This is a genomic window from Mycobacterium sp. IEC1808, from assembly GCF_002101935.1.
Taxonomy (GTDB): domain Bacteria; phylum Actinomycetota; class Actinomycetes; order Mycobacteriales; family Mycobacteriaceae; genus Mycobacterium.
In genome coordinates this window covers 166,923-178,897 of record NZ_LQPV01000068.1, presented here as the reverse complement: position 1 = coordinate 178,897, position 11,975 = coordinate 166,923, and the positions used below count along the sequence as shown (strand labels likewise).

10 protein-coding genes are annotated in these 11,975 nt (G+C 67.2%); 4 read left to right on the top strand and 6 right to left on the bottom strand.

The annotated features are described in order from the left end of the window. Positions 1 to 25: 25 nt before the first annotated feature. The 4 genes from AWB92_RS27105 to infC form a co-directional block, all read right to left on the bottom strand. The gene (locus AWB92_RS27105; protein WP_085191168.1) at positions 26 to 811 is read right to left on the bottom strand and encodes an RNA methyltransferase; all 786 of its coding nucleotides are present in this window, start codon (positions 809 to 811) and stop codon (positions 26 to 28) included. A 9-nt stretch (positions 812 to 820) separates the two neighbouring features. Then, positions 821 to 1,216, bottom strand: a complete 396-nt coding sequence (gene rplT, locus AWB92_RS27100; RefSeq protein ID WP_068111278.1) for a 50S ribosomal protein L20 — start codon at positions 1,214 to 1,216, stop codon at positions 821 to 823. A 58-nt stretch (positions 1,217 to 1,274) separates the two neighbouring features. Next, positions 1,275 to 1,469 (bottom strand): 50S ribosomal protein L35, encoded by a 195-nt coding sequence (gene rpmI / locus AWB92_RS27095; RefSeq protein WP_067012098.1) that lies wholly within the window; start codon positions 1,467 to 1,469, stop codon positions 1,275 to 1,277. 61 nt (positions 1,470 to 1,530) lie between these two features. Beyond that, positions 1,531 to 2,139, bottom strand: coding sequence for a translation initiation factor IF-3 (gene infC, locus AWB92_RS27090; protein ID WP_081665070.1), 609 nt, complete (start codon positions 2,137 to 2,139; stop codon positions 1,531 to 1,533). A 390-nt stretch (positions 2,140 to 2,529) separates the two neighbouring features. Between infC and lysX the strand changes: the two genes are divergently transcribed. After that, positions 2,530 to 5,880 (top strand): bifunctional lysylphosphatidylglycerol synthetase/lysine--tRNA ligase LysX, encoded by a 3,351-nt coding sequence (lysX, locus tag AWB92_RS27085; RefSeq protein ID WP_277622342.1) that lies wholly within the window; start codon positions 2,530 to 2,532, stop codon positions 5,878 to 5,880. A gap of 78 nt (positions 5,881 to 5,958) precedes the next feature. Further along, complete coding sequence (locus AWB92_RS27080) at positions 5,959 to 7,431, top strand: alpha/beta hydrolase-fold protein (protein WP_193791433.1); 1,473 nt, start codon at positions 5,959 to 5,961, stop codon at positions 7,429 to 7,431. On the opposite strand, the gene AWB92_RS27075 is transcribed toward AWB92_RS27080, so the two are convergent. After that, the gene (locus AWB92_RS27075) at positions 7,412 to 8,116 is read right to left on the bottom strand and encodes a dienelactone hydrolase family protein (protein WP_085191164.1); all 705 of its coding nucleotides are present in this window, start codon (positions 8,114 to 8,116) and stop codon (positions 7,412 to 7,414) included. The genes AWB92_RS27080 and AWB92_RS27075 overlap by 20 nt on opposite strands. A 129-nt stretch (positions 8,117 to 8,245) precedes the next feature. Between AWB92_RS27075 and AWB92_RS27070 the strand changes: the two genes are divergently transcribed. Then, the gene (locus AWB92_RS27070; RefSeq protein ID WP_085191162.1) at positions 8,246 to 8,911 is read left to right on the top strand and encodes a TetR/AcrR family transcriptional regulator; all 666 of its coding nucleotides are present in this window, start codon (positions 8,246 to 8,248) and stop codon (positions 8,909 to 8,911) included. Positions 8,912 to 8,971: 60 nt separating this feature from the next. Next, positions 8,972 to 11,101, top strand: coding sequence for an Rv1355c family protein (locus tag AWB92_RS27065; protein WP_085191160.1), 2,130 nt, complete (start codon positions 8,972 to 8,974; stop codon positions 11,099 to 11,101). 5 nt (positions 11,102 to 11,106) lie between these two features. Here the strand turns inward: AWB92_RS27065 and AWB92_RS27060 are convergent, their stop codons facing one another. Continuing rightward, positions 11,107 to 11,958: a class I SAM-dependent methyltransferase gene (locus AWB92_RS27060; protein WP_241523604.1), complete on the bottom strand. Its 852-nt coding sequence runs from the start codon at positions 11,956 to 11,958 to the stop codon at positions 11,107 to 11,109. Positions 11,959 to 11,975 lie beyond the last annotated feature (17 nt).

Here is an 11,975-nt window from a genome sequence, read left to right as displayed (position 1 = left end):
CACAGCACAGTTTGCTGGAAGGGGCTTATCGGCGGTCGAGCGCCCGGGCGCTCTGGTACAGGCAGATGGCCGCCGCGGCGGCCACGTTGAGGCTTTCGGCGCCGCCGGCCATCGGGATGCGTACGCGGCGGTCCGCCGCCGCCGCGAGCTCGGCCGACAAGCCGTGTGATTCGGCTCCGAACAGCCAGGCCGTCGGCGCGGCGAGGTCCGCCTCGTCGAGCCGGGTCTCGCCGTCCACCGTCGTGGCCAGCACCTGCAACCCGGCGGCGCGCAACGCGGCGACCGCGCCGACGGCGTCGGGCGCGGAGACGACCGGGATCGAGAAGATGCTGCCGGCCGACGCGCGCAGGCACTTGCCGTTGTACGGGTCGACGCTGTGCCCGCCGAGCACCACCGCCCCCGCGCCCATCGCGTCGGCGATGCGAATCAGGGTGCCCGCGTTGCCCGGCTCACCGATCTCGACGGGAACCGCGACCAGCCGCGGCGAGCCCGTCAGCGCGTCCTCGAGCGAGCTCACCGGCATGTCACAAACCGCCACCAGCCCCGTCGGGGTGACCGTGTCGGACAACGCCTTTGCGGCGCGCTCGGTGACCAGGTGGACCGGGCACTGCTGCTCGGCAAGCAGCCCCGCGTGCCGCTGCGCGGCGAGTTCGGTGACGAACACGTCACGGACCAGCCCGCGTGCGGCCGCGGCCGCGACCAGGTTCGGCCCCTCGGCGAGGAACCGTCCCGCACGGCGACGCCCGACATGCCGATGCAATTTGACCGCAGCGGCCACCCTGGCCGAGCGTTCGGTGAGCGGTGCCGGCATCGCCGGCAGTTAGGCGGCCTCTCCGGAATCCGAGGGGGCGTTGACATCCTCGGGCAGCGCCGCCCGGGCGACGTCGACCAGCGCGGTGAACGCAGCCGGATCGGTGATCGCGATGTCCGCGAGGTTCTTGCGGTCCACCTCGACGCCGGCGGCCTTCAGGCCCTGGATCAGGCGGTTGTAGGTGATGTCGTTGGCCCGTGCAGCCGCGTTGATCCGCGAGATCCACAACTTGCGGAACTCGCCCTTACGCGCACGACGGTCGCGGTAGGCGTAGTTCAGCGAATGCAGCTGCTGCTCTTTGGCTTTGCGATAGAGCCGGGACCGCTGGCCGCGATAGCCCTTCGAGGCCTTTAAGACGCTGCGCCTCTTCTTCTGGGCGTTGACCGCCCGCTTCACGCGTGCCATGGATGTTCCTACTCTCGTTCTGGCAGTAAATGGTTCTAAATGGTCGGGTGCCGGCTGACTAGCCGTTCAGCAGCTTGTTGACGCGCTTGGTGTCGTTGGCCGACACCGTGGTGCGGCCGTCCAGCCGTCGGGTCCGGGTCGACGGCTTGTGCTCCAGCAGGTGCCGGCGGTTGGCTTTCTGGCGCAGGATCTTCCCGGTGCCGGTGCGCCGGAACCGCTTCGACGACCCGCTGTGGGTCTTGGCCTTGGGCATGTTTCCTCTACTTCCAGTACTTTCCAGTACTTTCCAGTACTTCGTGCTTCTCGCTGTCAGGTCAGTTGGGCGACGGGGTGGCGTCGGCTCCCGCATCGGTGTCCGGTGCCGCGCCTCCCCCCGGTGCCTCTGGGTGGCGCGCCCGCGCGCGGGTCTTGGCGCCGCGGTGCGGTGCCAGCACCATCGTCATGTTGCGGCCGTCCTGCTTGGCGGACGTTTCGACGAATCCGTAGTCGGCGACGTCCGCGCCCAGGCGCTGCAGCAATCGGTAGCCCAGCTCGGGCCGCGACTGCTCACGTCCGCGAAACATGATGGTGACCTTGACCTTCGATCCCGCCTCCAGGAAGCGGATTACGTGGCCCTTCTTGGTCTCGTAATCGTGATCGTCGATTTTCGGTCGCAGCTTTTGCTCTTTGACGACGGTCTGCTGCTGGTTCCGGCGGGATTCGCGCGCCTTTTGCGCCGCCTCGTATTTGAACTTGCCGTAATCCATGATCTTGCAGACCGGAGGTCTGGCGTTCGGGGCAACTTCGACGAGGTCGAGATCGGCGTCCGCGGCGACGCGCAGTGCGTCCTCGATGCGCACTATGCCTACCTGTTCTCCCCCGGGTCCGATCAATCGAACTTCAGGTACGCGGATGCGCTCGTTGACGCGGGTCTCAGTGCTGATGGGGCCTCCCTTGTTGGGCTTTTTCTCCTTGTGGCGGCCGCAGCGGTGGAAAACCACACCATCAGCAAAAAGGCCCTGCACAAGCAGGGCCCAATGCCGACCGATCGCCGCTGGAACTGCTCCAGCCGCCCGCGCTGCACGCGGAACAGGCATTCACGATGCCTGTGACCGGACCGCTGAACCTTGAGAAAACTCGTGGCCAACGGTGGGAGTGGGACTCCACTTAACTGTCCCCGGCGTTCACCGGGATGGTCGCAGTCGATAGTTTAGCAGCCATGACGCGTCTTCCTGCACGTCTGCGGCCGGACGGCCGTCCGGCGCGCGTCGTATCCCGACCAATTGCTGCCCGGCTCCCCTGGCGCTTCGCCAGGATTTTCACGGCTTGACGGCATATCCTCGCGGTCTGTGACACTCGCTACGTCCCGCTTCGGCCCGCGTTCGGGCAGCCAGCCGAACTCCCGGTATCGCTGGGTACCGGCGGCGGCGGGCTGGACCGTCGGCGTCATCGCCACGGTGTCACTGATCGCGAGCGTGTCGCCGCTGATCCGGTGGCTGATCAAGGTCCCGCGCGAGTTCATCAACGACTACCTGTTCAACTTCCCCGACACCAGCATCGCGTGGTCGTTCGTGCTGGCCCTGCTGGCCGCCGCCCTGACGGCGCGCAAACGCATCGCCTGGGTGTTGCTGCTCGGCAACATGGTCCTGGCCGCCGCTTTGAACGCGGCCGACATCGCCGCGGGCGACAACACGGCGGCCGAGTCGTTCGGGGAGAACCTCGGCTTCGCCGTGCACATCGTCGCGATCGTCCTGCTGGTCCTGTCCTATCGGCAGTTCTGGGCCAAGGTGCGCAAGGCCGCGCTGTTCAAGGCGGCCGCGGTCCTGGTCACCGGGCTCGTAATCGGAATCCTGGCGTCCTGGGGCCTGGTCGAGATGTGGCCGGGCACCCTGGCGCCCGATTCGCGCTTTTGGTACGTCGTCAACCGGGTGGTGGGGTTCTCCATCGTCGATCCCGACGCGTTCACCGGCCGGCCGCACGTCCTGCTCAACGCGATCTTCGGGTTGTTCGGAGCGCTCGCGTTGATCGCGGCGACGATCGTGCTGTTCCAGTCCCAGCGTGCCGACAACGCGCTGACGGGCGAGGACGAGTCCGCGATCCGCGGGCTGCTCGAGCTCTACGGCAAACAGGACTCCCTCGGATATTTCGCCACCCGCCGCGACAAGTCGGTGGTGTTCGCCCCGAGCGGCCGCGCGGCCATTACCTACCGGGTCGAGATCGGGGTCTGTCTGGCCAGCGGCGACCCGATCGGTGACCCGAGGGCGTGGCCGCAGGCGATCGACGCGTGGTTGGGGTTATGCCAGACCTACGGCTGGGCGCCGGGTGTGATGGGCGCCAGTTCGCAAGGGGCCCAGGCATTCCGGGAGGCCGGGCTCAACGCCCTCGAGCTGGGCGACGAGGCGATCCTGCGGACGTCCGACTACAAGCTGTCCGGCCCCGACATGCGCGGGGTGCGCCAGGCGGTGACCCGGGCGCGCAGGGCGGGGCTGACGGTACGCATCCGGCGACATCGCGACATCTCCGCCGACGAGATGGCCGAAACGATCTCGCGCGCCGACGCGTGGCGCGACACCCAAACCGAGCGCGGCTTTTCGATGGCGCTGGGCCGGCTCGGCGACCCGGCCGACGGCGACTGCCTGCTGGTGGAAGCCATCGATCGCGAGGGTCGGGTGGTCGCGATGCTGTCGCTGGTCCCCTGGGGAAGCACCGGCGTCTCCCTAGACCTCATGCGGCGTTCCCCGCAATCCCCCAATGGCACCATCGAGCTCATGGTCAGCGAACTCGCGCTGAACGCCGAAGCCCTTGGCATCATTCGCATTTCACTGAACTTCGCGATGTTCCGCTCGGCGTTCGAACAGGGCGCACAGCTCGGCGCCGGGCCCATCGCCCGGTTGTGGCGCGGGTTCCTGTTGTTCTTTTCGCGATGGTGGCAGCTCGAGACGCTGTACCGCTCGAACATGAAGTACCAGCCCGAGTGGGTTCCCCGGTACGCGTGTTACGAAGACGCCCGGCTGATTCCGCGGGTAGGCGTTGCCTCGGTGATCGCGGAGGGTTTCCTCGTCCTGCCGTTCAGCCGGCGGGAGAAGGTGCACACCGGGCACCATCCCGCGGTACCGGCCAGGCTGGCGGAGTCCGGGCTGCTGCACCACGACGGGTCGACGCCCGACGTGAGCGACCTGCAACGCGGGGTCAAGGCGGCCGAGGCCGAGGAGTCGAGGTTGCGCCTGCCCGAGCAGGTACGGGTGCGCCTGGCCAAGCTGAAGATATTGCAGCGCAACGGGGTTGACGCCTACCCGGTGGGGTGCCCGCCCAGCCACTCGATCGCCGCCGCGTTGGACGCCGACGATCAGGAGGACGTGTCGGTGGCCGGCCGCATCCTGCGGATCCGCGACTACGGCGGCGTGCTGTTCGCCCAGGTGCGCGACTGGTCGGGCGAAATGCAAGTGCTGCTGGACAATTCGCATCTCGGACGCGGCCATACCGCCGATTTCACCGCGGCCATCGATCTCGGTGATCTGGTTGAGATGTCCGGACACATGGGCTTTTCCAAAAAGGGGACCCGCTCGTTGATCGTGCGCGACTGGCGCATGATCGGTAAGTGCCTGCGCCCATTGCCGAATAAGTGGAAGGGGCTGACCGATCCCGAGGCGCGGGTGCGGACCCGCTACGTCGACCTGGCGGTCAACCCGGAGTCGCGCGAGCTGATTCGGGCCCGCAGCGAGGTGTTGCGCTCGGTTCGGGAAACCCTGTTCGCCAAGGGGTTCATCGAGGTCGAGACGCCGATCCTGCAGCAGATCCACGGCGGGGCCACCGCCCGGCCGTTCGTCACCCACATCAACACCTACGACATGGACCTGTTCCTGCGCATCGCGCCGGAGCTGTATCTGAAGCGGCTGTGCGTCGGTGGCGTGGAGCGGGTGTTCGAGCTGGGCCGGGCGTTCCGCAACGAGGGCGTCGACTTCAGCCACAACCCCGAGTTCACGCTGCTGGAGGCCTACCAGGCGCACGCGGATTACAAGGTGTGGATCGACGGCTGCCGGGAGCTCATCCAGAACGCCGCGCAGGCCGCCAACGGCGAGCAGACCGTGCTGCGTCCCCGGGCGGGGAGCGACGGGCGCCTCGAACCGGTCGACATCTCCGGCACGTGGGCGGTGAAGACCGTGTACGACGCGGTATCGGAGGCGCTGGGCGAGCACATCGATCCCGACACCTCACTGGCCGCCCTGCGCAGGATGTCCGACGCCGTGCACATTCCGTATCGGGCGCATTGGGATTCCGGCGCGGTGGTGCTGGAGCTCTACGAGCACCTGGTGGAGGACAAGACGGAGCAACCGACGTTCTACATCGACTTCCCCACCTCCGTGTCGCCGCTGACCCGGCCGCACCGCAGTCAGCGCGGTGTTGCCGAGCGGTGGGACCTGGTGGCGTGGGGCGTCGAGCTGGGGACCGCCTACAGCGAGCTGACCGACCCGGTGGAGCAGCGCCGCCGCCTGCAGGAGCAGTCGCTGTTGGCCGCCGGCGGGGATCCCGAAGCGATGGAGCTCGACGAGGACTTCCTGCAAGCCATGGAGTACGCGATGCCACCCACCGGCGGACTCGGTATGGGCATCGATCGGCTCGTCATGCTCATAACCGGCCGCAGCATCCGCGAAACCCTGCCGTTTCCGCTGGCCAAGCCGCATTAGCCCGCCTGCCACTGCCAGCGGACACACAGGGAACATGCGGTCAAAATGTTCCGGGAGTGTTAACGATGGCTCACACTGATGCACGTGACCGCCCCGACGCCCCTCGCCACGGCGCAGCTGGCCGGTAATTTCACCTCCCTGATGCACGGGTGGATACCCGCGACGATCCAGATCGGCACCGCCGTCGTGCTGGCGCTGGCCGTGGGCTGGCGGTCGCGACGATGGCGGGCGGTGTGGCTGCCACTGGCCGGCGTCGCCGGGGGCGCCACGGCCTACCTGACGCACTGGTACGTCGTCGACCGCGGCCTGTCCGACGAGCCGGCACCCTCGGCACTGTGGGTGTGGGTCGCGTTGGCCGGCGTGGCCGCGGCAGTGCTGGTGGTGGGCTGGCGCAGCGCGCCGCCGTGGCGGCGCGGCGTGACGCTGCTTGCCGTGCCGTCGTGCGTGCTCTGCGCGGCGCTGGTGCTCAACGCGTGGGTCGGCTACTTTCCGACCGTGCAGGCGGCATGGAGCCAACTCACCTCCGGTCCCCTGCCCGATCAAACGGACCCGGCCACCCTCAGCGCGCTGGCCGCCAACCGGACCCGCCCTCCGCACGGCAGCGTGGTGCCGGTGGTGATCCCTTCGGACGCATCGCATTTCAAGCACCGCGGGGAACTCGTCTACCTGCCGCCCGAGTGGTTTACCAGCAGCCCACCGCCGGCCCTGCCGACGGTGATGATGATCGGCGGACAGTTCAACACCCCCGCGGATTGGACGCGGGCGGGCAGCGCGGTCAGGACGACCGACGACTTCGCGGCCGCTCATGACGGCAAGGCGCCGGTGTTGGTGTTCGTCGACGCCGGAGGGGCCTTCAACAACGACACCGAATGCGTGAACGGCGTGCGCGGCAACGCCGCCGATCATTTGACCAAAGACGTTGTCCCCTATATGGTTTCGAAGTTCGGCGTGAGCGGCGACCGGTCCAACTGGGGCATCGCCGGCTGGTCGATGGGCGGGACGTGCGCCGTTGATCTGGCCGTGATGCACCCCGAGATGTTCAGCGCGTTCGTCGACATCGCGGGTGATTTCTTTCCGAACGCCGGCAACAGATCCCAGACCATCGCCCGGCTGTTCGGCGGAAATGCCGCAGCCTGGGCCGCTTTCGACCCGACCACTGTGATCACCCGGCACGGCAGCTACCGAGACCTGGCCGGCTGGTTCGCGATCTCGTCGGACGGCCCGCCGGCGCCGCGCGAGGACGTGGCCGTAACCGATTCCGGCGCAATGCGTCTCGCCGCTGCCAACCCGGGTAACCAGACCGCGGCCGCCTACTCGCTGTGCGCACTCGGCCGCGCCAACGGCATAGATTGCGCAGTCGTGCCCCAGCCGGGCAGGCACGACTGGCCGTTCGCCGGCCGGGCCTTCGCCGCCGCGCTGCCGTGGCTGGCCGGCCGGCTGGGCACCCCGGAGACCCCACGCACGGGCCTGCCCCCCGCTTCCCCGCCCCCGCCGTTGCCGACCCGGATAGTGGTTCCGGCTCAACGTTCCACTACTGCAGGTGTTCGTTGAAGAACGTGACGATCCGCCGCCACGCGTCCTCCGATTCGGATTCGGAATAAGCCATCCCGGCCAGGCCCGCAATTATGCGGATTGGCGCGGGAACACAGTGGTCGTTGATGAAGCTGTGGCCGACATCGGGATATTCCTTGATGTCACGCGGTACGTCACCCTCCGCCAATACGGCCTCAAGCCTTGCCGCGGTGCCCCGCCGCACGATGGGGTCGTTCGCGCCGAAGCTCGCGACCACCGGGCACGACTCGCGCAGCGCTTCGACGTCGCCGGGCAGCAGCCCGTAGTTCGGCGCTGCCGCGTCGAACTCGCCGCGGGGGGCCAGCTGCATAACGAACCCCGCGCCGATGCAAAACCCGACGAGCCCGACCTTGCCGGAGCACCGCTCGTCGGCGACGAGGTGATCGCGGGCGGCAACCAGGTCGTCGTGGGCGGGGCCCCGGCCGGTCACATGGGCGCGGATGGTGCTCAGCAGGCACCTGATCTTTGGACCGCGGCCGTAGAGCACCGGAGCCAGCGCCAGATAGCCGCTGCGGGCCAAGCGGTCCGAGATCTGCCGCAAGTTCGCGGTCATGCCGAGTAGGTCCTGAACGACCACCACACCGGGCCATGGCCCCGGGCCCTCGGGGACGGCGAGATAGCCGGGCAGGTGGCCGTCGGCGACCGGATAAGTGATATCACCCATGGCTCGGTGGTCCCCCAAATACGGTGTCGCCCGTCGACCGTTCCCGCGGCGCGCATAGCCGTGACGATACGAAGATATGGTAATCCGATACCGCCATATCGTGACGCTGTGCCGGTGTATTGTCCGGCCGTGGAACCTCCCCGGTTGTTTCCCTACGACCCGCCGCCTGCGCCCGAACCGTCGGCCAAGGAGCGGATTCGTGACGCCGCGCTGAGCTGTTTTGCCGTTCGCGGCATTGCTGCCACACCGCTGCGTGCGGTCGCCGAGACCGCGGAGGTTTCGATTGGGCTGGTGCAGCACCACTTCCACACCAAGGCCGCGTTAACCGCTGCCGTCGACCAGTACGTGCTCCAGGTGGTGGGTGAGGCATTGGAGCCCACAGCGCCGCTCGAGCCGGAGTCCGACGCCCTCGAGGAAGCCGGCAACCGCCTGATCGCACTGATGGTCCGACGTCCCGACGTCATGACGTACCTGGGGCGCACGCTCGCCGAGGGCGGCGCACTGGGGTCGGTGATCTTCACCGGGTTGGCGGCGATCAGCGCAGGGCAGGGCAGCCAATTCGGGCAACACGGCAACCTTCGATCCGACCTCGATCCCGACTGGGGGGTGCTCAACCCGCTCATCCTGCGGATCGGCGCCATCATTCTGCAGCCGTACATCGAGCTCTACCTCGGCGAGCCGTTCTTCACCGAGCCGCAGCTGCGACGCTGGGATGCCGCCGTCACCAGCCTGATACGGCGGGGCCAATTCGCCGAGGAAGCGGAGACCCCGGGCAGCGACGCCATCGCTCGGTGAGCGGCCAAGCGCGGCGGTTAGGCGCCCGTGTTGCCGGTCGGGTGCTATACACGAAACACCATGGACGAGCCCGAGGTAACCGCGCACAGCGCGCAAGTTCTCGACCCCGACGAGCCCGACGACGCACTGACGTTGGAGCGGCTACGAGCCGATCCCCTCGTCGAGGTTCTCGACCGGCTCGATGCACAACTGGCCAATCTGCGCAGCCTTCGGCCGGCACCTGATTCGGAGCTCCTCGGCGAACGGAGCCAGTGGGCTTACTACCCCTGGCGGCGGACCGTCGTCGCGGTGCTGGGCCCGAAGGGGTTTCGGACGCTACGACTTGATCGCAACAGAAACAACATCACCATTCGAGAACAGGCCCGGCTCAATTCGCTGACCATCGGCGTCGCCGGCCTGAGCGTCGGCCATGTCATCGCTCACACCCTGGCGCTACAGGGACTATGTGGCAGGATTCGGCTGGCAGATTTCGATCATTTGGAACTGTCAAATCTGAATCGGGTGCCGGCCACCGTCTTCGATCTTGGGTTGAACAAGGCGCATGTGGCGGCACGCCGGATCGCCGAGCTTGATCCCTACCTCGCGGTAGACGTGTTCGACGCGGGACTCACCGCGGACAACCTCGACGCGTTCCTGGATGGACTCGACATCGTTGTCGAGGAATGCGATTCGCTCGACATCAAGGTTGGCCTGCGCATGGCAGCGCGCGACCGGCGTCTCCCCGTGCTGATGGCAACCAGCGATCGCGGCAGGGTCGACGTTGAACGCTTCGATCAAGACCCTGACCGTCCGATCCTGCACGGGCTGCTTGGCGACCTCGACATCGAGCTGCTGCCGGGCATGAGCATCCGGGAAAAAATTCCTTACATGCTCCGTTACGACGAAGCCGATCGGGTATCGCCCCGCACTGCCGCATCACTTATCGAGATCGACCGATCGCTCTCGACCTGGCCTCAGCTGGCATCCGACGTCGTCGTCGGCGCTTCGGCTTTAGCCGAAGCCGTGCGCAGAATCGGGCTGGGCGAAGAACTGAGATCGGGTCGGTGCCGCATCGACATGGGCTGGGAACTCGATCAACTCGACGAAGTCGAGCCGGCCCACCATCGCCCTGAGCCCGACGGCGGGCATGGCGGCGACGCAGCCCCTTCGATGGTCAGCGATCCTATTGTCGCTGCCGCGCTGCGCGCCCCCTCGGGCGGGAACAGCCAGCCATGGCGCATCGACGCAGACCCGACCAAACTAACCATCAGCGTTGCGCCGGAACATACTTCAACCATGGACGTAGGGTTCCGCGGCAGCGCTGTCGCATTGGGCGCAGCCCTGTACAACGTCAGGATCGCCGCCGCCGCCCGCGGGGTGCTCGGGCCGGTGAGCGTCTCCGAAGACGTAGCCGGCTCTCCGCTACAAGCCGGGATCGACTTCGGAAACGGTAACGACCCCGCCCTCGCCGACCTCTACGAACCGATGCTCGCACGCGAGACCAACCGCCATCGCGGAACGCGTCAACCACTCGACGACCAGACGATCAAGTTGCTCTCGACCGCGGCAGAGCGGGAGGGCGCGCGTCTGCACCTGCTCACCGAGCGAGACGACCTTTCGCTGGCCGCAACGATTTTCGGCGCAGCCGACCGAATCCGGTACTTGACACCGCAGCTGCACAAAGAGATGTTTTCGGAACTGCGCTGGCCCGGTGACCCCGATCCCGACGTCGGTATCGAGGTGCTCAGCCTCGAACTCGACGACAGCGACTTGGCACTATTTGATGTCGTCCGGCGGCCCGACGTGATGGCTTGCCTTGCGGACTGGAACGCCGGCAGCGCGCTGGGCGACGGCATGCGCGACCAGGTCCTCGACAGCTCGGCACTGGCGGTGATCACCGTGACCGGGGAGCGTCTTACCGACTACGCCCGCGGTGGATCGGCCGTCGAGGCGGTATGGATCCTCGCGCAGCGCGAGGGCCTCGCCGTCCGGCCGCTGTCGCCGGTCTTCTTGCATGCTCGAAACGCTGACGATCTCCACGAGTTATCCGCCGACTTTGCCGACGAATTGAGGCAATTGCAAAGCGATTTCGTCCGCCTTACCGCGACCGGTCCCGAGGAATCGATCGTGCTGGTCTTGCGGTTGACCACCGCACCACCTGCGTCGCGACCGAGTCGCCGCAGTCTGAGCCGAGTCCGTTCCCGGCGGTAGCCGACTCAGAACGGTTTTGCGGTGAATCCCCAGCGCAACAAGGCCGCCTCGCGGCGGGCCGGACCGCGTAACCGGGCATCATGCGTGCCGGTCAGAGCGTTCGGTTTGCCGCGCGCACCGAACATCCAGTACGCCTGCAGATAGGGCAACGGTGTCGAATGACCGCTGTGCATTCCTTGCAGTCCAGCCGCGGCAAGCTCTTTCGAGAGCTCGGCGATGGTGAACGCCGCCGCCTCGCTTGCAATTGCGTCTTTTCGCAAGACAGCCGGCGAGTCGGGATCTGCGATCGCGAGCATGTTGGGGGCGGCTGTCGGGTCCCGCAGGCGCTGGAAATCGGAGATCCAAACCGCGGACCCACTGTCGCGTTGGATAGCAGCGATCTGTCCGAGTGCGCCGCGCAAGGAGTCGAAATCCGGTAGCTGATGCAGCGTCCACATGCAGGAGATCGCGTCCCACGGAGCCGCTGAAATCCGTCCTGGCAGCGCGGTGATGTCCTCGCGCAACAGTTCGACACGTTCGCCTAGACCTTCAGCGTCGAACAGCTCCCGCGCCGTGGTCAGCATGTTGGGCGCTAGATCGACGGCGGTCGCCCGAACATCGGGACGTCGGCGCAGGACGGCGCTGAGCGCACGGCCCGAGCCGACGCCGAGATCCAACAGCGCGCCGCCCGGCGGAAGGAGCGCATCGAGCGCACGAGCGCAGAAGTCGTATATCGCGACTATCCCTGGGTTGGACGCGCCGCCGGTGTGGAACTGGGCAACGGATTCCGGATCGTCCACCACCATTGGCTCGGGAATGCGCTCGCGCCCGGCGGGGTGGAAGCGCTCGCGCAAAACGACGCCGGGTACCCGCCACATCGGCCGAATTCTCTTCA